Source organism: Acidimicrobiales bacterium (assembly GCA_033344915.1).
Lineage (GTDB): Bacteria > Actinomycetota > Acidimicrobiia > Acidimicrobiales > Aldehydirespiratoraceae > JAJRXC01.
Genome location: JAWPML010000001.1, coordinates 3,962,501 through 3,984,508 on the forward strand (window position 1 = coordinate 3,962,501; position 22,008 = coordinate 3,984,508).

Sequence of the window (22,008 nt, forward strand, 5' to 3'; positions counted from 1 at the left end):
GGTTCAGAACCCGGCGTAGCGGAAGGCCGACAGCTCGGAGGACGTGAGCCAGATCGAGACCGCGATCGACAGGAAGACGATCACCCAGAACGCGTAAGCGATCGCGAAGTCGCGACGCGGATGGGCGGGCGGTTCGTCCGTCGGCTCGTCGCTCACGACGTCTCCAAGGACTCGATCAACGCGTCGAGTGCTCGGCGGTCGACCTTGCCGGATCCGGTGCGGGGGATCGAGGGGATCGGCACGAACGTCTTCGGGATGTGGTTGGTGGCCAGGTCCTCGCGGAGCCGGCGCACCGTCTCGGTCCGGTCGAAGTCGCCCCGTACGACGACGTAGGCGACCGGCACGTGGCCCTCCATCCGGTCCGCCGCCGCCCGCACGAAGGCGTCCTCCACCGAGTCGAGATCCTTGAGCGCATCGGTGATGACCTGGGCGGAGACCTTCAGGCCGGACCGTTTGAAGACGGCGTCCGACCGGCCGGCCATGAAGAGGTACCCGTCCTCGTCGCGGTACGCCTTGTCGCCGGTGTGGAAGCCGCGGGGGCCCAGCACCGCGTCGTTGGCCGCCGGGTTCTCGTGGTAGCCGTCGAAGCGGAACGGCCCGTCGACGTGCACTTCGCCGATTTCACCGGGCGCCGCGATCGCGCCGGACTCGTCGTAGACGTCGAGCTCGATACCCGAGATCGGCAGGCCGACGCTGCCCTTCTTGCGGACGATGTCCCCCGGCGGAAGCGTGCAGATGCGCCCGCCCATCTCCGCCATGCCGTAGACGACATGGAGCTCGAGATCGGGGAACGCCGCCAGGAGCTGGTCGATCGTGGAGACCGGCAGATGGTCGCCCGAGGACATCAGCCAGCGCAGATCGGGGAGACGCTCCGTGCCCGCCAGCGCGACGAACTGGGCATGGAAGGGCGAGCCGCCGAAGGCCGTGATGCGGTTGTCGGCCAGCTCCGTCATCAGGTCCTTCGGCATGAGGGTGGTCTCGACACCGTGGAACGCCGCGCCGCACATGAGCGTGACGACGAAGTGGCTGATCGAGCTGATGAACCGGAACGGGGTCGCGATCATCAGCCGATCGGTCCGCCGCAGTCGGAGCCGATCCCGCGTCGCCAGGGCGTTCATCACGAGCTGTTCGTGGGTGAGCGGCACCCCCTTCGGGAGACCGGTGGTGCCGGAGGTGAAGATGAGGCCGGCGAGATCCGGCTGGGTGTCGGCCCCGGCCCAGGGCAGATCCCGCAGCGACGACACCGCCGCGCCCACCGGGTCGGTGTCGCCGACGGGTTCGAGCCCGGCGAAGGCCGGCGGCGGATCGATGCCGGCCGCGCACAGACGGGTGGCACCGGTGATCGCGAGCACGTTGGCGCCATGGTCGTCCGGCACGTCCGGTTCGAGACACACCGGCTTGGCGCCGATCACCCACAGGGCGAGCAGGTCCACCCAGAAGCGCTCGCCCCGACCGCAGAGCACGACGACGAACTCGTCGGCGCCCACGCCGGCATCGGTCAGCTCGTCGATGCGGCCCCGCACACGGGCCAGCAGGTCGCCGCGGGTGAGCTCGGACGATCCGACGAGGCATGGCGCGTGGGCGTCGGCGATGAGCGCACCCATCACGTAGCGGGCGATGTTCTTCTTCACCGCGGGTGACTCAGCTGTACTTCTCGACGGTCGCCACGATCAGCTCGATCGAGTCGAAGTCGTCGAGGGCGACGTCGAGCGGCGACAGGGTGATGCCGAGGTCGTCGTTCAGCGAGAACAACAGCGACACGGCACTGAGGCTGTCGAGCAGGCCGGACGAGAACAGGAGGGTGTCGTCGGCGATGTCGGGCTCGAGGCCCAGGTTCTCGATCACCAGGGATCGGATCTTGTCCTTCACGCGGGCTCCTCAGTCGCCGTAGTTCAAGATGTTGGTCTTCGCGTACGTGTACGACTCGAGCATGGCTTCCAGTGAGCCCTCTTTGCCCAACCCGCTCGTGCGGATGCCACCGTACGCGATGCCCGGCACCATGATCGCGTTCTGGTTGATCTGCACGATGCCCGCTTCCAGACGGTCCGCGAGGCGCATGCAGGTGGTGATGTCCCGTCCCCAGACGCTGGCGGAGAGGCCGAACTCGGTGTCGTTCGCGAGGGCGAGCGCGTCGTCCACGTCGTCGTAGGAGAACACGCACACGACCGGTCCGAAGATCTCCTCCACCGCGGCGCGATGGTCCGGCGGCGGATCGAAGATCGCATGGGGGCGCACGTAGTAGCCGCCGTCCCAGTCGACGCCGTCGGCAACGGTGCCGTAGGTGGCGACATCGAGGCCGTCGGCGATCGCGCCGTCGACATAGTCCTGCACCCGGTCCCGTTGGCGGGCGGAGATGAGCGGGCCGCACTGGGTGTCGGGGTCTAGGGCGGGACCGATCAGGATGTCGTCGAGTGCCTTGCCGAGCCGTTGGCGGAAGTCGTCGAGACGGGCCGTCGGGATGAACACCCGACTCGCCGCGGTGCAGCTCTGGCCGCCGCGGGTGAAGCGCATCGACTGGACGACACCGTGCACCGCCTTGTCGAGGTCGCAGTCGGCGAGCACGATCATCGGGCTCTTGCCGCCGAGCTCCAGGGTGACCGGGCGGATGAGCCGGGCGCTCGCCTCGTAGACGACGCGGCCGGTCTCGACGCTCCCGGTGAAGCTGACCTTGTCGACGTCGGCATCGGCCACCAGCGCATTGCCGGTGATCTCGCCCGTGCCCGTCAGGAAGTGCAGGATGCCGTCGGGTAGCACGGCGGTGAGTTCCTGAAGCACGCGGATCAGGGTGAACGAGGTCTGTTCGGGAACCTTGATCACCGATGCGTTGCCGGCGACGAGCGGGGCGGCGACCTTGTAGCCCATCATCATGAGCGGCACGTTCCACGGAACGATGCCGGCCACGACGCCGTGCGGGTGGCGGGTCGTGAAGCCGAGGACGTCCGGACCGAGCTGGGTGGTGTGCCCCTTGACCTCGTGGCTCACGCCGGCGAAGTAGCGGAAGATCTCGACGACGAGTCCGACCTCGCCCCGACACTCCGTGGCGATCGCCTTGCCGGACTCCAGCGCGAGCAGATCCGCCAGCTCGTCACCGATGGCTTCGAGCCGGTCGGCGCACTCGTTCATGAGCCGGTTGCGTTCCTGCGCTGTGGTACGCGCCCACGAGGGTTGCGCCCGGCGGGCCGCCGCCGTGGCCTCGGCGACCCGTGCCGCATCACAGATCGGCACGGTCGCGATCACGGCGCCGGACGAGGGGTCGAACGCGTCGAACGTCGGCGTGTCGGAGGGGAGTGACGCGTGGTCGAGATACCAGGACCGCAGGTCGGCGATCGTCGCGGGGGTCGGGCCGTTCATCGCGCAACCCTATTGCACCGCGAACGGTCTCCTCGCCTCCCCGTCGGTGACCCGCCGGCGAACGGAGAACCGGCGGTGCGGCCGGTAGGATCGCCGCTCATGCGCCACTGGATCACCGGCCTCGTTCTCCTCCTCGCCCTCGGCCTCCTGGCGGCCGGGTGTGGTGACGACGGCGGCGACGCCGACCCGGTCGCCGACCCCGACCCGGCCGACGATTCCGCCGCTGACGAGGACGGGACCGGCGATGACGGCGCGGGCGACGCGGCCGACGATGGCAGCGACGCGCCGCCCGCCGTCGACTTCGAGGTCTTCGAGTCCGACGAGGGCGCGGGGTGCGCCGTCTACGTCTCGGTCCCCGAGGATGCGATCGGCGACGATCACCGGTTGCTGATCTGGCAGGGCGTGGTCGCACAGGGCTTCACGACCTGCGGGTTCTCCGAGGTGGTCGAGGTCGGACTGTTGACCGTCAACGGGCTCGATTCGTACAACCAGCCGGACTTCTCACAGACCATCGAGCACTCCTACTTCCAGGTCAGCGGTTGGGATGCGCTCGTCGCCGACTGCTACACGACGGACCTGGGGGATGCTTGCGCGGCACAGCTCCAGGCCGCGCTGACCGAGTAGGCGACGCCACGGCCATGGCGGGTCCGAGGCGGTGGGCGATCGCCGGTGTGGCGCTGGTCGCCCTTCTCGCCGCGTGCAGCGACGACGGCGGTGAGACCGCGACGCCGTCGAGCACGACGACCACGACGACGACCACCAGTACGACGACCACGACGACGGTTCCGTCGGGCGGTCGGGGCGTGGCGACGTGGCCGCTCGTGGACGCGGTCCCGGCGTTTCGCAAGGCCGGCGTGCTCGTCGTGGCCGGCGTGGACCATCGACCGATCCTCGGTGCCTCGCTCGAGCAGGTCGCGGTCGAGCTCTCGCTGACCGCCGATGCGGCGGTCTTCGCGCTCGCGCCGGAGCGCGGCGAGGTCGCCTTCGATCAGATCCAGCTCGGCGCCGTCGACGGCCCGGCGGCCGCGTGGCCGTTCGTGATCACGGCAAGCGGGGACCTGACCGTCTTCGTACCGGCCGAGGACGAGCGCGACTGCGCCGACGCGGTGGCCGAACCGGATGCCCTGCTCGCCGAGCACGGTGTCGTTCCCGTGGACGACGCCTTCGTGGTGACCGGCGCCCGCTGCGGACTCCTGCGAACGGACGATTCCGGAGCGTTCGGTCAACTGCCGCAGCCGGCGGACGGCGTCAACAGTTTCGGCGTGCTGCTGCGGGCGGTCGGTGCGCGACTCCCGGACTCGACCGTTCGCATCGACTGGCTCGCGTTGGCGGCCTCCACCGAGACCGCGCCGGCCGCCGATCTCCGAATTCGCGTCGTCGGCCGCGAGCATGCCCTCGCCGCCCGCAGTGCCGATCCGGACGACGACGCCGCGCTCGACGCGCTCCACGTCCTGCGCGACGACGGCAGTACCACCGTCGTCGACATCGACCCCGCCGGCGGGTTCACGGTGCCGCGAGCGAACCTCGGCGTTCGAGCGAAGCTCTGGGTCGACGACTACGGGCTGGAGCACTTCGTGCAGCAGGGACCGTGGATCGACGTCGAGCGGATCACCACCGATCTGACGATCGACATGACACCGGAGTTCCCCGTCGCCGACGGCCCACCGCCCGACAGCTATCAGACCAGACGACCGCACGACCTCCAGATCTGGAACGGTTCGACGGCGCTGGAACGCCAGCAGTTCCAGGGGCTGAACTGGAACAACAACCTCGGCCAGGCCGACCGCGACCGGGACCGGGACAATGCCGGCGAGTGCAGCCGGGCCGCCTGGTTCGGCGGGTCCTACGTGCAGGCCCTCCAGACCCGGGTGGACCAGAAGCCGGGCCTGATCGCCGAAGCCCTCCTCGAGCTCGGCTCGGACCGGTGCCACGAGGTCTTCTCCGTCGCCCGCTCGCTGTACTCGGTCGAGACCCACGCGGCGAACGCCCGCCAGATGGTCGAGGAGTTCGGTGTCACGCACCTGATCTTCGCCGTCTCCGGCAACGAGCTCTGCCGGATGGACGACGCGTCGTACACCGACATCCACGGGGTGGCGGCGGACACGCCTGTGCACTGGCGCCTCATCGACGGTGAGCTCGTCGAGCCGTTCACGAGGTCCGCGGCAACCGCCGTCGAGCCGGATCCGGACTTCGACCGGCGCGACGCGTGTTCGTTCCGCGACGCGGGCGACCCGGGTGCGGCCGAGGTGATCGACAAACTCCGGCAGCTCGGTGACCTCTACGAGGACCTCGGACCGGAGGTCGAGGTCACGTTCTTCGTGATGAAGGACGTGCTCGCCGGGGCCGACGTGACGGCGGGCAACGTGTACGACATGTGCCTCACGACCGGACACCGCTGCGTGCTGCTCGACGAGCCGGTCGCCCGCGAGAAGCCCGCCGACCTGGTCGAGGAGGACTACATCCCGTTCCTCCTGCGCTACGTGGGTGACGGCCATCCCAATGCCCGCGCGAACCAGCACATCGGCCGAGGGCTCGCCGCGCTCATCACCGCGGCGGAGCTCGACGCCGACTGATCCGGTCGCACGCCGCCCCCGCGCCGCTCAGGCCGGGCCACGCGGTGCCGATGAAGAAGGTGACCGACGAGGAACCCCGTGTCACCGACTCCCGACCAAGCCGCGCCCATGGCCGAGGTGGGCCCGAACGCGGGCGAGTGGAAGGCCCGGCCGGTCCTGGCCTGGCTCGTGCGGGCCGCCCTGATCGTCGTACCGCTGGTCGTGAGTTGGCTCACCGTCCGGGTCGCGATGCGATACGTGAGCCGCCCCGACGGCCTCGGTCCCTCGATCGCCTGGTTCGCCGGCGCGCTCGTCCTCTCCTCGATCGTGTTCCAGGTCGTGCGCCGCCTGCTCCGCCGCTTCAGTTCGCTCAGCGTGCTGTTCAGCCTGTCGCTCACCTTCCCTGACGCGGCGCCGTCGCGCATGCGCGCGTTCTTCCGCTCGGGAGCCGACGCCCGTCCCGAGGATCTCGGCGTCGTCGTCCAGTCCGAGTTCGACGCGGCGATGATGACGAAACGGCTCGCCGCGCTCGTGGCCAAGGTGAGCCGACGGGAGGCGAGGTCGGGGCGCCACGGTGACCGGGTCCGGGGCTACGCCGAGCTGATCGCCCGGGAGCTCGGGCTCGAGGAACAGGAGATCGAGCGTCTCCGGTGGGCGACCCTGCTCCACGATGTCGGGATGCTCGACGTCCCCGAGCACGTTCTCGACACGAAGGGCGGATTGAGCGCCGAGGAGCGCGCGATCGTCGAGCGCCATCCGGTCCATGCGATCGGTCATCTCGCGCCGTTCGCCGACTGGCTCGGCCCGTGGTCCGGCGCCGCCACCGATCACCACGAGCGGTGGGACGGCACCGGGTATCCGTCGGGTCTGGCCGGCGAGAACATCTCGTTGGCCGGCCGCATCGTCGCCGTCGCCGATGCCTACGACGCGATGACGGCGTTGCGCTCGTACCAGAAGCCCATTTCGCCGGCCGCGGCTCGACACGAGCTCGTCGAGCACTCGGGCACCCAGTTCGATCCGACGGTGGTCCGGGCGTTCCTGAACGTCGGCATCCGCAAGAACCGGGCCGGTTTCGGCGCCCTCGGCGCCCTCGTCGAGATCCCCGGTCACCTGGTCACCGCGGCCACGGGGGTCGGCGCCACGGCGACGGCGACCGTGGCGAGCGCGGCCGTGGTCGCCACGTCCGCCGCGGTCATCCCGGCCATCTCGACCGAGGCGCCGCCACCGACACTCATCGAGCGCGTCGTCGAGATCGAGGAGACGACCACCACGACGTCCACGACCCTGGCCGAGACGACGACTGTGGCGCCCAGCACCACCCAGCGGCCCACGACCACGACCACGACGACGACCACCGAGCCGCCCACCACGACGGTGACGACCACGACCGTCCCCGCGACGACGGCACCGCCGCCCACGCAGCCGCCGACGACAACCACCACGACGACGACGGCGCCGCCGCTGCCCCCACCGACGACCACCGTGCCGGCGTACCCGACCCTTCCGCCGGTCACGACCACGGTCCCGCCCTACCCGACGGTGTAGCGGGTCCGCGTACGCGCGAAAGCGCGCCCCGCGCGGGTTGATGCTCCCGTGGGTCGCTCGTATGCTTTCTCGTCGGCCTGAGCGCGCTTTCACGGCGCAGCCGGCCGCAACCGATCTCCATTCCTCTTCCACGAAGGTTTTTCTGTGCCCACGATTCAGCAGCTGGTCCGCAAGGGTCGCCAGTCGAAGCGTCGCAAGGAAGCGACACCGGCGCTCAAGGGAGCGCCCCAGCGTCGTGGTGTGTGCACCCGCGTCTACACCGCCACCCCGAAGAAGCCGAACTCTGCGCTCCGCAAGGTCGCCCGTGTTCGTCTGACCAGTGGCATCGAAGTCACCGCCTACATCCCGGGCGAGGGCCACAACCTCCAGGAGCACTCGATCGTGCTCGTGCGCGGCGGCCGTGTGAAGGATCTTCCGGGTGTTCGTTACAAGATCGTCCGCGGCACTCTCGACACCTCGGGTGTGCGCGACCGCAAGCAGGCCCGTAGTCGGTACGGCGCGAAGAAGGATGGCTGACGATGCCTCGTAAGGGTCCGGCTCCGCGCCGCGAGATTCACCCCGATCCGATCTACGACTCGGTGCTCGTCACCCAGTTCACCAACAAGATCCTCCAGCGCGGCAAGCGCACCCTGGCCGAGAAGATCGTCTACGACGCGCTCGCCATGGTCGAGGAGAAGACGGGTTCCGAGCCGGTCAGCACGCTCAAGCGTGCCGTCGACAACGTCCGTCCCCAGCTCGAGGTGAAGAGCCGCCGTGTCGGTGGTGCCACCTACCAGGTGCCGATCGAGGTCCGTCCCCGTCGTGCCACCACCCTCGCCATCCGCTGGATGGTCGGGTTCTCGCGTGACCGCCGCGAGCGCACGATGGCCGAGCGTCTCGCCAACGAGATCCTCGACGCCAGCAACGGCATCGGTGCGTCCTGCAAGCGCCGCGAAGACGTTCAGAAGATGGCCGACGCCAACAAGGCGTTCGCCCACTACCGCTGGTAACTCCGCGGTTCCCTACCGCAATCCCAATACACTTTTCTCACGACCGGGCAGCTCGTTTCCAGAGCGGTCCGGTCGTGGCGTGTGCGAACCCCCTTCGCCCACACCACCTCCATTCACTCTGAGGAATACCCATGGCTGAGAAGCGAACGCCACTCGAGATGACCCGCAACATCGGGATCATGGCCCACATCGACGCGGGCAAGACCACCACGACGGAGCGCATCCTCTACTACACCGGTCGCTCCTACAAGATCGGCGAGGTCCACGACGGCGCCGCCACGATGGACTGGATGGAGCAGGAGCAGGAGCGGGGGATCACCATCACCTCGGCCGCCACCCACTGCATCTGGAACGACCACCGCATCAACATCATCGACACCCCCGGTCACGTCGACTTCACCGTCGAGGTGGAGCGTTCCCTTCGCGTGCTCGACGGCGCGGTCGCGGTGTTCGACGGCGTCGCCGGTGTGGAGCCCCAGACCGAGACCGTCTGGCGCCAGGCCGATCGCTACAACGTCCCGCGGATGTGTTTCGTCAACAAGATGGACCGCACCGGTGCGGACTTCTTCTTCTGTCTCGACACCATCAAGGACCGGCTGACGCCGAACGTCGCCGTCCTCCAGCTGCCGATCGGCGCCGAGGGCGACTATCGCGGCGTCATCGACCTCGTGAAGATGAAGGCCCTCGTGTGGCCGCTCGCCACCGACGAGACCGATCTCGGCGCCACCTACGACGTGGTCGACATCCCCGCCGAGCTCCAGGAGCAGGCCGACGACTACCGGGCGCAGCTGCTCGAGGCCGCGGCCGACCAGGACGAGGACATCATGATGAAGGTCCTCGAGGACGAGGAGATCGGCGAGGACGAGCTGATGGCCGCGATCCGCAAGGGCACGCTCGAGGGCAACCTCGTGCCGATCCTCAACGGCACCGCGTTCAAGAACAAGGGCGTGCAGCCGCTGCTCGACGCCGTCATCGACTACCTGCCGTCGCCGCTCGACGTCCCCCCGATCAAGGGTGAGGACAAGGCCGGCAACGAGGCGACCCGCAAGGCGAGCGACGACGAGCCGTTCTCGGCCCTCGCGTTCAAGATCATGACCGACCCCCACGTCGGCCGTCTCACCTACTTCCGCGTCTACTCCGGCACCTTCGACAAGGGCGATGTGGTGCTCAACACCCGCACGTCCAACAAGGAGCGCGTCGGCCGCATCCTCGAGATGCACGCCAACGACCGCGTCGACAAGGACTCGGTCGCCACCGGCGACATCGCCGCCGGCATCGGCATCAAGAACACCCGCACCGGCGACACGCTGTGCGACCCGTCGCACCCGATCACGCTGGAGAACCTCGACTTCCCGGCGCCGGTGATCGAGGTCGCCGTCGAGCCGAAGTCGAAGGCCGATCAGGAGAAGATGGGCAAGGCTCTCCAGGCGCTCGCCGAAGAGGACCCCACCTTCCAGGTCACGACCAACGAAGAGACCGCCCAGACGATCATCGCCGGCATGGGCGAGCTGCACCTCGAGGTGCTGGTCGATCGTATGAAGCGCGAGTTCAAGGTCGAGGCTGCCGTCGGCAAGCCCCAGGTCGCCTACCGCGAGACCATCACCCAGGAAGTGGTCGAGCACACCTACACGCACAAGAAGCAGACCGGTGGTACCGGTCAGTTCGCCGTCATCTCGGCCACGCTCGCCCCGAACCCCGGTGGCGGCTACGAGTTCGACTCGAACATCACCGGTGGCGCGATCCCCAAGGAGTTCATCAAGCCGGTGGACCAGGGCATCCAGGAGGCGATGAGCAATGGTGTGCTCGCCGGCTTCCCGACGGTGGACATCAAGGTCTCGCTCGAGGACGGCAAGACGCACGACGTCGACTCGTCCGAAATGGCGTTCAAGATCGCCGGCAACGCGTGGTTCCGCGAGGTCGCCCGTCAGGCGAAGCCCACGCTCCTCGAGCCGGTCTTCGCCGTCGAGATCGTCACCCCCGACGACTATCTCGGCGATGTCGTCGGCGACATCAACTCCCGACGCGGCCAGGTGCAGGGCACCGAACAGCGCGGAATCAACCAGGTCGTGAACGCACTCGTGCCGCTCTCCGAGATGTTCGGATACAGTACGGACCTGCGTTCACGCACGCAGGGGCGGGCGACGTACACGATGCAATTCGATTCGTACCAGCCCACACCTGCATCCGTTCAGGAAGAGATCGTCGCCCGCGTTCGCGGCGAATGATCGTCTCCTAACCCCACCAAGAAGCCACAGAGAAAATCACAAGGAAAAACAGTTATGGCCAAGGAGACGTTCGAGCGGAACAAGCCTCACGTCAACGTGGGCACGATGGGCCACATCGACCACGGCAAGACGACGCTCACCGCTGCGATCACAAAGGTTCTCTCGGACAACGTCGAAGGCTCCGCCTTCACCGAGTTCGCGAACATCGACAACGCGCCCGAAGAGCGCGAACGCGGCATCACGATCAACGTGTCGCACGTGGAGTACGAGACGGAGAACCGTCACTACGCCCACGTCGACATGCCCGGTCACGCGGACTACATCAAGAACATGATCACCGGTGCGGCGCAGGTCGACGGTGCGATCCTGGTGGTGTCCGCCGCTGACGGTCCCATGCCCCAGACCCGTGAGCACGTGCTGCTCGCCCGTCAGGTCGGTGTGCCGAAGATCGTCGTCGCGCTCAACAAGGTCGACATGGTCGACGACGAGGAGCTCCTCGAGCTCGTCGAGATGGAGGTGCGTGAGCTCCTCAACGAGTACGACTTCCCGGGCGACGACACCCCCGTCATCCACGTCTCCGCGCTGAAGGCCCTCGAGGGCGACGCCGACGCGGCCGCCGCCATCATGGATCTCATGGCGCAGGTCGACGAGTACGTCCCGACCCCCGAGCGTGACCTCGACAAGCCCTTCCTCATGCCGATCGAGGACGTGTTCTCGATCACCGGCCGCGGCACCGTCGTGACCGGCAAGGTCGAGCAGGGCAAGGTCCACACCGGCGACGAGATCGAGATCGTCGGCATCAAGGACACCACGAAGACCACCTGCACCGGTGTCGAGATGTTCCGCAAGCTGCTCGACGAGGGTCAGGCCGGCGACAACATCGGCGCCCTGCTCCGTGGTGTGGACAAGGAAGAGGTCCAGCGTGGCCAGGTGCTCGCCGCTCCCGGCAGCATCACCCCCCACACCGAGTTCGAGGCCCAGGTCTACGTGCTGTCGAAGGAGGAGGGCGGTCGTCACAAGCCGTTCTTCACCAACTACCGCCCGCAGTTCTACTTCCGGACCACGGACATCACCGGCACCATCCAGCTGCCCGAGGGCACCGAGATGTGCATGCCCGGTGACAACACCGAGATGCACGTCGAGCTGATCAACCCGATCGCCATGGACGAGGGCCTGCGGTTCGCCATCCGTGAGGGTGGCCGCACCGTCGGCGCCGGCTCGGTCACCAAGATCCTCAAGTGAGCATCTGATGGCTGCAGGACAGAAGATTCGTATCCGGCTGAAGGCCTACGACCACGAGATCATCGATCAATCGACGAAGAAGATCGTCGAGACGGTGAAGCGGACGCAGGCCCACCTGTCGGGTCCGATTCCCCTGCCGACCGAGAAGCACCGCTTCACGGTCATCAAGGGTCCGTTCAAGGACAAGGATTCCCGGGAACACTTCGAGATGCGCATCCACAAGCGCCTGCTCGACATCCTGGATCCCTCGCCCAAGACGGTGGATTCGCTGCAGCGCCTCGACCTCCCCGCCGGGGTCGACATCGAGATCAAGATCCAGCAGGCGTAGCGCCCGCCGGACAGAACGCGAAAGAGCCCCGGGCCCTCGGCCCGGGGCTCTTCTCGTTTTCGGTCGGCGCAGCCGAGGCTCAGTTGTTGCCGTTGGGGTTGTGGTTGCGCCCGTCGTCGCCGGCGCCGAGCGGGACGATGATCGGTCCGCTGCTGGCGTCGAACGGCACGAACAAGACGTTGAGGTTCTCGTTGTAGACGTAGAGGAGATCGTCCGCGTCACCGCCGTGCGACAGCGTGACGTCGACGTCGTTGTCGCCCGCGCTCGCCTCGAGGACGTGGGTGAACGACAGCGTGTGCGTGTCGAAGTTGAACAGTCCGGCGTCGAGATCGATGACCTGGAAGAAGGTGTCGATGGTGTCGCCGTCGTGCTCGAACGTGGCGGTCACCGTGAGGTCGCCGGTGCCGCTCTCATTGATGTCCCGACCGATGTTCGCGCTGTAGTTGACGATCAGGAAGCCGTCCGTCGGCACGTCGATCGTGACGTCGGTCTTCAGGTCGTTGCCGTCCCAGTTGTCCTCGTCGGTGAACTGCTCGTAGGCGAGACGACCGACTTCGTCGTCGTGGGCGGACGCGTTGTCACTGATGGCGTCGGCGTTGTCGGCGATGTCGGCAGCGTTGTCGCTGATGTCGTCGGCGAGGGCGTCGCGGGCGGGGCCGGCGACGTTCTCGTCGTAGCGCTGCTGGAAAGTGACGGCCTCGTAGCGGGTGACGCCGTCGTCGCCGTTGAAGGTCGTCGGCGTCTTGCCGGTGGTGATGTCGTTGTCGTAGGCCCACTCGACAGCGTCGGAGTACCACTTGCCGTCCTCGACGTCGGTGAACGGGTGGTGGCCCGCATAGGCCACCGAGGTGCCGGCGAGGGCGACGGCCGCCACGACGAGAGCGAGCTTCGTCTTCGTGAGCTTGATGTTGATGTGCATGCGTTGTCCGCCAATCGGAGTCGTGTGCGCTCCTCGCGCACCACGGGTCCCGTCGGCCGCGACGCGCTCGATGTGAGCGCAGGTCCGATCAGCAGTAGGCGACGAAACGGAATGAACTGTCCGTCAGCGCCTCGCTGGTGTCGAAGACCCACACGGTGTGGAACTCGTTCTCCCCGCCGACCACGTAGCTGGTTGCGGTGAAACCGAGCGACGTGGTTGCCGTGCCCATGCAGTAGATCTCGTTAGCGAAGAGATCGCTTGCCGGGACACCGTCGAATCCGACTCGATAGGTCCCGGTGTCGTCCCGATGTGCGGTCGCGGGGTGCGAGCTCGTGAGCACGGACCCGTCCGGATCGATCATCGCCCAGTAGTACTCGGTCTCGGCCGCCAGCGATGCGATCGCCTCGCCGTTGTCGGCGATGTCGTCAGCGTTGTCGCTGATGTCGTCGGCGAGGGCGTCGCGGGCGGGACCGGCGACGTTCTCGTCGTAGCGCTGCTGGAAGGTGACGGCCTCGTAGCGGGTGACGCCGTCGTCGCCGTTGAAGGTCGTCGGGGTCTTGCCGGTGGTGATGTCGTTGTCGTAGGCCCACTCGACGGCCTCGGAGTACCACTTGCCGTCCTCGACGTCGCCGAACGGGTGCCCCGCCAACGCGGTGGCCGTTCCGGCGAGCACGGCCACGGCCACGAGGATCGCGAGCGTCGCCTTCGTGATGCGGATGGTGATCGTCATGTGCGTCCCGTCGGCCGCTCCCGCAGAGCCGTGAGCACGGCCACTCGGCGTGGCGATAGCGTCGCCGGCGATGACCACCATCCTCACGGCCAAGACCGTCCACCCGCTCGACGAGGCGGTTGCCGGCGATGCCGTCGCGATCGCTGACGGGTGGATCGTCGGCGTGGGTTCGACCGCTGATCTCCTCGCCGCCCATCCCGACGCCGAGGTCGACGATCGTCACCGGGAACGGGTGCTGCTGCCGGGGTTCGTGGAGGCGCACTCGCATGCGATGGCCGGCGGCATGTGGAGCAACCTCTATGTCGGCTACTTCGACAATCGCGATCCGGACGGGAAGCTGTGGGCCGGCTGCACGACGATCGACGCGGTGATCGACCGCCTCCGTGGCGCCGACGCGGCGATGGACGACCCGGACGCGCCATTGCTCGCGTGGGGGCTCGACCCGATCTACTTCCCCGGCGAGCGCCTGGTGGCCGAGCATCTCGACCGGGTCTCGACGACCCGGCCGATCTTCGTGTTCCACGCCTCGCTGCACCTCGCCACGGTCAACACCGCCCTGATGGAGAAGGAGGGCATCACCGCCGACACGCTGGCCGAGGGGGTACCGAAGGACGGTGCCGGACATCCCATCGGCGAGCTCCAGGAGCCGGCCGCGATGCGACTGGCCGGGGACAGCTTCATGTCGATGGTCATGCCGCTCATGTCGCCCGAAGGGATCGGCGCGTTCGGTCGGCTCGCTCGCAACGCGGGGATCACGACGGCGGTGGACCTCGGCAGCGGTTCGCTCGCCGGCGACGGCATGGCGGCGATGTGGCGGCAGGTGGTCGACGACCCGGCGTTTCCCGCCCGCGTGTCCGTGTTCCACAATCCGGGTCACGGCGGTCCGTCCGACCTCGACGACGTCGCGGCGCTGATCGAGCGCCGCCGGGGAGAGTCGTCCGAGAAGCTGCGCTTCGGCGGCGTGAAGTTCGTGCTCGACGGAAGCATCCAGGGCTTCACGGCCCGGGTCACCGAGCCCTACGTGAACGGCAAGGACAACGGCCTGTGGCTGGTACCGCCCGCCCAGCTCGCCGACTGGTTGCGGCCGGTGCTCGACGCCGGGCTCCTACTCCATGTCCACTGCAACGGCGACCAGGCGGTGGACGTGTTGCTCGACGCGTTCACCGAGGTGACCGGCGGCGCGCCGTACGACGATCACCGCACGACGATCCAGCATTGCCAACTGACCCGCGACGACCAGTACCGGCGGATGGCGGAGCTCGGCATGTGCGCCAATCTCTTCTCCAACCACTTCTGGTACTGGGGCGACCAGCACCACGACCTGACCGTCGGCCCCGACCGGGCGTCGAGGATGAACGCGGCGGCCACGGTGCTGGCCCACGACATCCCGCTCTCGATCCACAGTGACGCGTCGGTGACGCCGCTCGGCCCGCTCCATGTCGCGTGGTGTGCCGCCAACCGGCAGACCGCATCGGGCCGGGTTCTCGGACCGGACGAGCGGCTCACCGTGGACCAGGCGCTGCACGCGGTGACGCTCGGTGCCGCCTTCCAGCTGCGCATGGACGACGAGATCGGCTCGATCAGTGTGGGCAAGCGTGCGGACCTCGTCGCCCTCGACGCCGATCCGTACGAGGTCGGCGCGGGCGGACTGCGTGACATCGGTGTCGTCGGCACGGTCCTCGGCGGCGACCACCACCCGGTCGGGTGACGGCGACGAGGATCCCGCTGACGGTGGTCGGCGGGTATCTCGGTGCCGGTAAGACGACATTGCTCAACCGGCTGTTGACCGGCGACCACGGTCGACGGATCGCGGTGGTCGTCAACGACTTCGGCGACGTCGCCATCGACGAGGCCCTCATCGAATCGGACGATGGCACGATGCGGGCGCTCGCCAACGGGTGCGTCTGCTGTTCCGCCGTCGACGGGCTCGCCGTCGCCCTCGACGAACTGGCGAACCTCGAGCCCCGCCCCGAGCATCTCGTCATCGAGGTGAGCGGCGTCGGCGATCCGTGGGCGGTGGCCCAGTGGGGTCGCACGCCGGGCTACGAGTTGGAGGGCGTCGTTGTCGTGGTCGATCCCGAGTCGGTAGACGGGTGGCTCGACGATCCGCTCGTCGGCGACACCGTGGCGACCCAGATCACCGGGGCCGACATCGTGCTCGTCAGTCGCACCGACGTCACGGATCCCGCCACCGTCACGCGGGCGCGCGACCGGATCGGGATCATCACCGATGCTCCCGTGTTCGACGCCGCGGCCGTGGGGGTCGAGATACTGCTCCCCCTCGACCGGGTCGGGCGTGGCGGGGCGGATTCGCACGCGTTGCACGTCGCTCGATCGTTCGTGCCCCAGCCCACCGATCGGGCCGGCCTCGATGCGTGGCTGGCGGCGGCGCCGGACGGGATCGTCCGGCTCAAGGGCTTCGTCGACGTCGACGGTGAGCGCCATGTCGTGCAGCGCAGCGGGCGCCGAACCGAGGTGACGCGGCAACGGCCGCCATCGACGGGCGAACCCGCGATGACCGCCGTTGCCGTGCCGGGTACGGACCCGGAAGTGCTCGCGTCGTGGACCGAGCGGATCAGCCGCCGAGCTCGATGAACGGCGGCGTGAACGGCGCCGGCGACGTGCAGATCACCTGGAGCTGGAAGCTCGTGTTCTTCGACGTGCCGGTGTCGTCCGACACCCGTACCCGGATCTCGTCCTCGTCGCGGTCCCAGCCGTCGATCGTGATCGCCGTCGGCGTCGAGAGGTCGAAGTGGGGCTGGTCCTCGAAGTCGGGATCCGGCAACAGCAACAGGCCGTCGGTGGAACGATGGGTCACCGTCCAACTGCAGTCCGTCACGTCGCGGGGGAAGTCGACCACGTACTCGCCAGTGCTCTCGCGTTCGGCGGTGACGCCGTCCGTGGTGCCCGCGTCCATCGCCGTTCCGGCCGAGGACACGTTCGCCGCGTAGATCGTCGGGATGTCGATGTCGTCGATCTCGTCCTCGAGATCGGCGAGCGCGGGTTCGACCAGCTCGGTGTGGAACCGGTGCTGCACCGTGTACAGCTGATACCGATCGACGCCGGCGTCACCGCTGAAGGTCGTGGGGCTGGTCCCCGTGGTGAGGCCGTTGGCGTAGGCCCACTCGACGGCTTCGCTGTACCACTGGCCCTCGTCGACATCGACGAACGGGTGCGCCTGGGCGACCGCCGGGATGCCGATCGCGAGGGCGAGACCGACGGCGACGGCCTTGCGACCGAGCCGGCGCGTGGGCTTCTTCGGGGTGTCGTGGGTGTGCATGGGAGAACTCCTCCTGGTTCGCCGCGGCCGGGTGCCGCAGTCGTGGTCCAGAGCGCGGGCGGGGTGGTCGCTGGACACTTTTCGGCGAAAGAAGTTCGCGAAGTGTCCAGAATCGGGGTGCGGCGCGCTCTGGACGGCCATGAAGCGCGCCCCCACCTCTCGCTACGCTGCGGCCCCATGGCAGCGACGAACGGCGGTGACGGAGACGCGTCGCTGGTCGCGCGCCACCTCGCCGGCGACCCCGCTGCGCTCGGCGCGATCTACGAGCGCTACGCCGACCGCGTCTACGACCTCTGCCTCGCCATGCTCCATTCGCCCGACGACGCGGCGGACGCCTTCCAGGACACCTTCCTCACCGCGAGTCAGAAGCTGGGCCAGCTGCGGGACCCCGAGCGACTGCGACCGTGGCTCTACAGCATCGCGAGGAACCAGAGCCGCGCCCGGCTGCGCGGCCGGAAGCGCACGGTGGCGGAACCCGATGCGGGCGCGGACGTCGGGGTCGAGGTCGAGATGACCCGGTCCGTGGAGCGCGCCGAGCTGCGCCAGCTCATGGTCGATGCCCGCGCCGGGCTGAACGAGCGCGATCAGGAGGTGCTCGATCTCCACATGCGCCACGGCCTCGACGGTGAGGATCTGGCGGCCGTCCTCGGCGTGTCGACCGAGAACGCCTACAAGCTCGTGCAGCGGGTGCGGGCCCGCGTCGAACGGTCGCTCGGCGCCCTGCTCGTCGCCCGCCACGCCCGCTCCGACTGTGGCGAACTGCAGGCGGTGCTGGGCGAGTGGGACGGGTCGTTCTCGCCGGTCGTGCGCAAGCGGGTCGGTCGCCACGTCGACGGCTGTGAGACGTGCAGTCGTCGACGCAAGGCCCTCCTGGATCCGAGCGGGATGGCCTCCGCCATGCCACTGACCCCGGTGCCCGAGGGTCTGCGGGGCGATGTCGGTGCCCTGCTCGCCGCCGGCCATCCGCCGACGGTCACCATCGAGCAATGGCGCCCGGACGGGTTTCCGGGTGCGGCGGCCTCCGGTCGTCTGGGCGCGTTCCTGACGGTCGTGGCGCTGTCGGTGCTCATCGTGCTCGTCACCGCCGGCGTCGTCGCGGTGGACGTGCTGGGCGATCGGGCCGCGGTCGACGAAGGGTCCGTGGGGGCGCCGACCACGACCGCGGTTCCCGCGACGACGGCACCGTCGACCACGGTCGCGCCGCCGAGCTCGACCACGACCACCAGCACAACGACCACGACAGAGCCGCCGCCGACCTCGTCGTCCACGACCACCACGTCGACCACGTCGACCACGACGACCACGTCGACCACCACGTCCACGACCACGACGACGACGACGACCGTCGCACCGGACCCGAACCCGCCCGACGTGGCGCGCTTCACCAACTCGGACTCGCCGATCGTCGAACGCAACACGGCGAACTCGTGCGCGACGGCGCAGCTGGAGGAGCAGACCACGGTGACCGTGCTCGCCACCGATGACGTGGCCGTCACCGCCGTCACGGTCGACTGGGTCAACCCGGCCGGCTCCGAGTCCGGCTCGGTCGGATTGTCGCCGACCGGCCAGCCGGACACCTGGTCCGCGACGCTCGCGATCCCGGCCGGAACGTTCGCCACGACGACGCGCATGGAGATCCGGGCCACGGCCTTCGACGCCGCCGGGAACACGGACACGTCCGATCCCATCTCCGTCACCGTGATTCCCTGCCCCTGAGCGGCGAGTCGCTCGACGCCCCAGGCGGCGCGGGAGAGGGGCCGTTCGGCCCAGTCGACGCCGGGACGGCGGTCATCGTCCCCGATGGGCCGAGGAGCGCTTCCGTGGTGACGAGCGGCCGGTCCTCGTCAAGTACAGGGCCAAGAGTCCCCGACGATCAGGACAGGTGACCGCACGGCATCCGCCGGGACCGGAACTCCGACCGAATAGGGACAAGGGACCTGCAATGACGATTCGAGTGTTTCTCCTAGATGACCACGAACTCGTTCGAGAAGGCCTTCGTGCCGTGCTCGAGCGGGAGACCGACATGGAGGTCGTCGGCGAGGCCGGCACGGCCGCCGACGGTCTGCGGCTGATCGAGTCGACCCGGCCCGATGTGGCGCTGATCGACCTGATGCTCCCCGACGGCGACGGTCTCGACGTCTGTCGGGGGATCAAGGAACGTCTGCCGAAGGTGGCGAGCGTCATTCTCACCTCCTACTCCAACGACGACGTGCTGCTGTCGGCCATCCGCGCCGATGCCGCCGGCTTCCTCCTGAAGCGGACCGCCGGCACCGAACTCGTCCGATCGATCCGTGTCGTCCACGGCGGCGGCTCGCTCATCGACCCGACGTTGACGGGCCGGTTGCTGGAGCGGCTGCGGACCGGTCGTATCGACGACGGCGATGCTTCCGTGCTGAACGACCTCAGCCCCCAGGAGCGGCGCCTCCTCGACCATCTCGCCGAGGGCCTCACGAACCGCCAGATCGCGGAGCGCATGAGCCTCGCCGAGAAGACGGTCAAGAACTATGTGTCCAACCTGCTGCGCAAGCTGAACATGAGCAGCCGCACCGAGGCCGCGGTCTTCGTCACGAACCTGCGGGCCGAGCGGGAGCGGCGGACGCGTCTCGTGGACGACGCCACCACGCCGGTCTGACCGTCTGCGAGCGGCCGGCTCAGCCGGCGGCGTCCGACGCCTGAGCGTGTTCGTAGAGCTGCTGGTCGAAAACGACCGCAGCCCGGATCTCGTCGACGAGGTCGTCGTCGACCGCCACCGGCTCGCTGGTGCGGTTGAGGTGTTCGGGCGGCGACAACGGAAGTTCTGCGGCGGTGGCGAGACGGGAGACGAAGCCGGCGAGGTTCGCCGTGGTCCCCACGACGTCGAAGCGGGACAATGTCGCGATCGCCTGTGCCAACGCTGCGTCGTCGATCGCCATCGGGTTCCAGATCGCGGTCGACCACCCGTCGCTGAGCGACGCCAGGACGCGGCGCTTCATGGCGTCGTCCATCTCGTCGGGCAGGGGCTCGTTCGGGACGGGGCGGTCCTCGCGGTCCGCGAAGAGCTGGCACATGTAGTTCGACAGGCGCGCCCGGATCTCGGGGTCGTCCCAGGCCTCGCGGGGCGAGTCGGCGCGATGGTTGCCCCCGGCGATCTGGCGAAGATGGGACAGCGTTCGCGCCACCGGTTCGCGCAGCACCGTCGCGCGGATCGTGTCGGGTGGCGCGGTGAACGCGACCCACGCCGGCTGGTGCACCGTCGTGAACCGCAGGGCCCGGCGATCCTCGTCGTCGAGAGCCAGCAGATAGTCGGGTATGGACTTGGCGGCCACGACGGCCACATCGCCGGCCGAGTCCGGGAAAGTCCGGTCGGCGCCGACTGCATCCCGGATGGACGTCGTGATCGAGATCCCGCCCGTCTTCATGATGTGCGTGTAGAAGATCGGTCGACTCATCGGGTCACTCCACGGCCGCGTCGTTGTGCGCTGCGTTCGAGGACATCCTCCTCGATCTCGTGGTGCTGTCGGTAGCCCGAGATGAACGCCTGCGCGGTGGCCGCGAAGGGGAGCGCGAGCAGGGCACCGACGACGCCGAGCAGGGCGGCGCCGGCGAGCACGGCGCCGAACGCCACCGCGACGTGGATCTCCATGGTCTGGGCCGTCACCCGGGGGGCAAAGAGATAGTTCTCCACCTGCTGGTAGACGACGATCACGATGAGCAGGACGAGCCCCTTCTTCGGGTCGTCGAGCAGCCCGATCACGACCGGGAGCGCGCCGGCGAAATAGGTGCCGATGACGGGGATGAACTGGGAGATGACGCCGACCCACAGGGCGAGCGGGAGCGGGAACGGGAGATCGACGATCTCGAAGGCGACCCAGTGGGCGGCGAACGAGAAGAACGCAAGGATGCCGCGGGAGTAGATGTAGCCGCCGGTCTTCTGGATCGCGAGGTCCCAGACCTCGAGCACCATGGCCTGGCGCTCGGGTTCGAGGAACGAGCAGATCGTGCGGCGCAGCTTCGGTCCCTCGGCCACCAGGTAGAAGGTGAACAGCGCGATCGTGAACGCCTGGAAGATGATGTTGAGGAGCGCCGCGCCGAGATTGACGATGTCGTCGGCGAACTGACCGGCGAGATCCGCCGCCCGCCCGTCGGCCACGAACTCGTCGCGGAACTCGGTGAGGTCGATGTCCTCGTCCACGTTCTCCTGGAGCCATGCCTCGGCGTCCTCGATGAGGCGCGGCGCGTCCTGGATCAGCTCGTCGATCTGGGTGGCGAGGGCGGTGCCGATGGCGGCCGAGAATCCGGCGATGCCGATCAGCATGAGCACATAGACGATCCAGACGCCGCCGCCCCGACGGATTCCCCGCCGTTCGAGCCGGTTGACGGCCGGCTCGATCGCGAAGCTGAGGAACAGCGAGATCAGGATGACGATCAGCAGTGATCGCAGCGATCGGACCATGCCGGTGCCGACATAGACCGCGAGCCACCCGAGCCAGAAGAGGCCGATCGCCTTGACGATCCACGTCGGGACCGTGGAGGCGCTCAACCAGGTGTCGGGCGCACTGGTTCCAGTATCTTCGTCACCCTCGGTCGCCATCCAATCGGACGCTACTTCCGGCCGCGGAAAGACCCGGGGATGCCGGTTGGTACGCGGCAGTCCGGGCGCTAGCCTCGTCACCTTGTGCGGTTCCGATTCTCGGATCGGGCCATCAGCACGGAATCGACGTCGATGCAGGCCCCCGGGAACCACATCGCAAAACCGAACGAACGCTCCGCCGGGTCCGCCCGAGCGGAGCGTTCGCGTGAAACCCCGCACCGGCTCGCCGGCGCGAACGAGCGCACCGATCCCGGTCGGTGCCAAGGATGAGGATCCA

General features: G+C 68.4%; 21 protein-coding genes. 12 read left to right on the forward strand and 9 right to left on the reverse strand.

Annotated features, from left to right (window positions below; all coding sequences use genetic code 11):
• Nucleotides 1-3: 3 nt before the first annotated feature.
• The 4 genes from R8F63_19205 to R8F63_19220 are packed head-to-tail and all read right to left on the reverse strand — an operon-like array spanning nt 4 to nt 3,351.
• Nucleotides 4-156, reverse strand: coding sequence for a hypothetical protein (locus R8F63_19205; protein ID MDW3220737.1), 153 nt, complete (start codon nt 154-156; stop codon nt 4-6).
• Nucleotides 153-1,631 carry a class I adenylate-forming enzyme family protein gene (locus R8F63_19210; protein MDW3220738.1) on the reverse strand — a complete coding sequence of 493 codons (1,479 nt, stop codon included), beginning with the start codon at nt 1,629-1,631 and terminating at the stop codon, nt 153-155. The genes R8F63_19205 and R8F63_19210 overlap by 4 nt, the downstream gene beginning before the upstream one ends.
• A 10-nt stretch (nt 1,632-1,641) precedes the next feature.
• Entirely contained in the window at nt 1,642-1,869 is a 228-nt protein-coding gene (locus tag R8F63_19215) for an acyl carrier protein (GenBank protein MDW3220739.1), read from the reverse strand.
• A gap of 9 nt (nt 1,870-1,878) precedes the next feature.
• Complete coding sequence (locus tag R8F63_19220) at nt 1,879-3,351, reverse strand: aldehyde dehydrogenase family protein (protein MDW3220740.1); 1,473 nt, start codon at nt 3,349-3,351, stop codon at nt 1,879-1,881.
• Nucleotides 3,352-3,450: 99 nt separating this feature from the next.
• On the opposite strand from R8F63_19220, the gene R8F63_19225 reads away from it, so the two are divergent.
• From R8F63_19225 to rpsJ, 8 genes are all read left to right on the forward strand, one after another.
• A complete protein-coding gene (locus R8F63_19225; GenBank protein ID MDW3220741.1) occupies nt 3,451-3,975 on the forward strand; it encodes a hypothetical protein in 525 nt (174 codons plus the stop codon).
• A gap of 14 nt (nt 3,976-3,989) precedes the next feature.
• A complete protein-coding gene (locus tag R8F63_19230; protein MDW3220742.1) occupies nt 3,990-5,924 on the forward strand; it encodes a hypothetical protein in 1,935 nt (644 codons plus the stop codon).
• Nucleotides 5,925-6,002: 78 nt separating this feature from the next.
• On the forward strand, nt 6,003-7,448 hold the full coding sequence (locus tag R8F63_19235; GenBank protein ID MDW3220743.1) for an HD-GYP domain-containing protein: 1,446 nt from the start codon (nt 6,003-6,005) through the stop codon (nt 7,446-7,448).
• A 144-nt stretch (nt 7,449-7,592) separates the two neighbouring features.
• Entirely contained in the window at nt 7,593-7,964 is a 372-nt protein-coding gene (rpsL, locus tag R8F63_19240; GenBank protein MDW3220744.1) for a 30S ribosomal protein S12, read from the forward strand.
• Between the two features lie 2 nt (nt 7,965-7,966).
• Nucleotides 7,967-8,437, forward strand: a complete 471-nt coding sequence (gene rpsG / locus R8F63_19245; protein ID MDW3220745.1) for a 30S ribosomal protein S7 — start codon at nt 7,967-7,969, stop codon at nt 8,435-8,437.
• Between the two features lie 131 nt (nt 8,438-8,568).
• Nucleotides 8,569-10,662 (forward strand): elongation factor G, encoded by a 2,094-nt coding sequence (gene fusA / locus R8F63_19250; GenBank protein ID MDW3220746.1) that lies wholly within the window; start codon nt 8,569-8,571, stop codon nt 10,660-10,662.
• A 54-nt stretch (nt 10,663-10,716) separates the two neighbouring features.
• Entirely contained in the window at nt 10,717-11,904 is a 1,188-nt protein-coding gene (gene tuf, locus R8F63_19255) for an elongation factor Tu (GenBank protein MDW3220747.1), read from the forward strand.
• 7 nt (nt 11,905-11,911) lie between these two features.
• On the forward strand, nt 11,912-12,232 hold the full coding sequence (gene rpsJ / locus R8F63_19260) for a 30S ribosomal protein S10 (protein MDW3220748.1): 321 nt from the start codon (nt 11,912-11,914) through the stop codon (nt 12,230-12,232).
• Nucleotides 12,233-12,311: 79 nt separating this feature from the next.
• On the opposite strand, the gene R8F63_19265 is transcribed toward rpsJ, so the two are convergent.
• On the reverse strand, nt 12,312-13,151 hold the full coding sequence (locus R8F63_19265) for an S-layer homology domain-containing protein (GenBank protein ID MDW3220749.1): 840 nt from the start codon (nt 13,149-13,151) through the stop codon (nt 12,312-12,314).
• 88 nt (nt 13,152-13,239) lie between these two features.
• Complete coding sequence (locus R8F63_19270) at nt 13,240-13,881, reverse strand: S-layer homology domain-containing protein (GenBank protein MDW3220750.1); 642 nt, start codon at nt 13,879-13,881, stop codon at nt 13,240-13,242.
• A gap of 70 nt (nt 13,882-13,951) precedes the next feature.
• Here R8F63_19270 and R8F63_19275 point away from each other — a divergent pair, with 70 nt between their 5' ends.
• Together R8F63_19275 and R8F63_19280 are read left to right on the forward strand one after the other, a co-directional pair.
• Nucleotides 13,952-15,589, forward strand: coding sequence for an amidohydrolase (locus tag R8F63_19275; protein ID MDW3220751.1), 1,638 nt, complete (start codon nt 13,952-13,954; stop codon nt 15,587-15,589).
• Nucleotides 15,586-16,476 (forward strand): GTP-binding protein, encoded by an 891-nt coding sequence (locus R8F63_19280; GenBank protein MDW3220752.1) that lies wholly within the window; start codon nt 15,586-15,588, stop codon nt 16,474-16,476. The genes R8F63_19275 and R8F63_19280 overlap by 4 nt, the downstream gene beginning before the upstream one ends.
• On the opposite strand, the gene R8F63_19285 is transcribed toward R8F63_19280, so the two are convergent.
• Nucleotides 16,457-17,161 (reverse strand): S-layer homology domain-containing protein, encoded by a 705-nt coding sequence (locus R8F63_19285; GenBank protein ID MDW3220753.1) that lies wholly within the window; start codon nt 17,159-17,161, stop codon nt 16,457-16,459. The two genes, R8F63_19280 and R8F63_19285, sit on opposite strands and share 20 nt — an antisense overlap.
• 177 nt (nt 17,162-17,338) lie before the next feature.
• Between R8F63_19285 and R8F63_19290 the strand changes: the two genes are divergently transcribed.
• On the forward strand, nt 17,339-18,877 hold the full coding sequence (locus R8F63_19290; GenBank protein MDW3220754.1) for a sigma-70 family RNA polymerase sigma factor: 1,539 nt from the start codon (nt 17,339-17,341) through the stop codon (nt 18,875-18,877).
• Between the two features lie 226 nt (nt 18,878-19,103).
• A complete protein-coding gene (locus R8F63_19295) occupies nt 19,104-19,793 on the forward strand; it encodes a response regulator transcription factor (GenBank protein MDW3220755.1) in 690 nt (229 codons plus the stop codon).
• Nucleotides 19,794-19,812: 19 nt separating this feature from the next.
• On the opposite strand, the gene R8F63_19300 is transcribed toward R8F63_19295, so the two are convergent.
• On the reverse strand, nt 19,813-20,589 hold the full coding sequence (locus tag R8F63_19300) for a hypothetical protein (GenBank protein MDW3220756.1): 777 nt from the start codon (nt 20,587-20,589) through the stop codon (nt 19,813-19,815).
• Nucleotides 20,586-21,731, reverse strand: a complete 1,146-nt coding sequence (locus tag R8F63_19305) for an AI-2E family transporter (GenBank protein MDW3220757.1) — start codon at nt 21,729-21,731, stop codon at nt 20,586-20,588. Before R8F63_19305 ends, R8F63_19300 begins: the two co-directional genes overlap by 4 nt.
• Nucleotides 21,732-22,008 lie beyond the last annotated feature (277 nt).

Coding starts and splice junctions, on each gene's coding strand:
- R8F63_19220 (MDW3220740.1), bottom strand. CDS start 3,351: ATGAACGGCCCGACCCCCGCGACGATCGCCGACCTGCGGTCCTGGTAT.
- R8F63_19265 (MDW3220749.1), bottom strand. CDS start 13,151: ATGCACATCAACATCAAGCTCACGAAGACGAAGCTCGCTCTCGTCGTG.
- R8F63_19270 (MDW3220750.1), bottom strand. CDS start 13,881: ATGACGATCACCATCCGCATCACGAAGGCGACGCTCGCGATCCTCGTG.
- R8F63_19225 (MDW3220741.1), top strand. CDS start 3,451: ATGCGCCACTGGATCACCGGCCTCGTTCTCCTCCTCGCCCTCGGCCTC.
- R8F63_19230 (MDW3220742.1), top strand. CDS start 3,990: ATGGCGGGTCCGAGGCGGTGGGCGATCGCCGGTGTGGCGCTGGTCGCC.
- R8F63_19290 (MDW3220754.1), top strand. CDS start 17,339: ATGGCAGCGACGAACGGCGGTGACGGAGACGCGTCGCTGGTCGCGCGC.
- R8F63_19275 (MDW3220751.1), top strand. CDS start 13,952: ATGACCACCATCCTCACGGCCAAGACCGTCCACCCGCTCGACGAGGCG.
- R8F63_19295 (MDW3220755.1), top strand. CDS start 19,104: ATGACGATTCGAGTGTTTCTCCTAGATGACCACGAACTCGTTCGAGAA.
- fusA (MDW3220746.1), top strand. CDS start 8,569: ATGGCTGAGAAGCGAACGCCACTCGAGATGACCCGCAACATCGGGATC.
- R8F63_19300 (MDW3220756.1), bottom strand. CDS start 20,589: ATGAGTCGACCGATCTTCTACACGCACATCATGAAGACGGGCGGGATC.
- rpsG (MDW3220745.1), top strand. CDS start 7,967: ATGCCTCGTAAGGGTCCGGCTCCGCGCCGCGAGATTCACCCCGATCCG.
- R8F63_19305 (MDW3220757.1), bottom strand. CDS start 21,731: ATGGCGACCGAGGGTGACGAAGATACTGGAACCAGTGCGCCCGACACC.
- rpsJ (MDW3220748.1), top strand. CDS start 11,912: ATGGCTGCAGGACAGAAGATTCGTATCCGGCTGAAGGCCTACGACCAC.
- R8F63_19285 (MDW3220753.1), bottom strand. CDS start 17,161: ATGCACACCCACGACACCCCGAAGAAGCCCACGCGCCGGCTCGGTCGC.
- tuf (MDW3220747.1), top strand. CDS start 10,717: ATGGCCAAGGAGACGTTCGAGCGGAACAAGCCTCACGTCAACGTGGGC.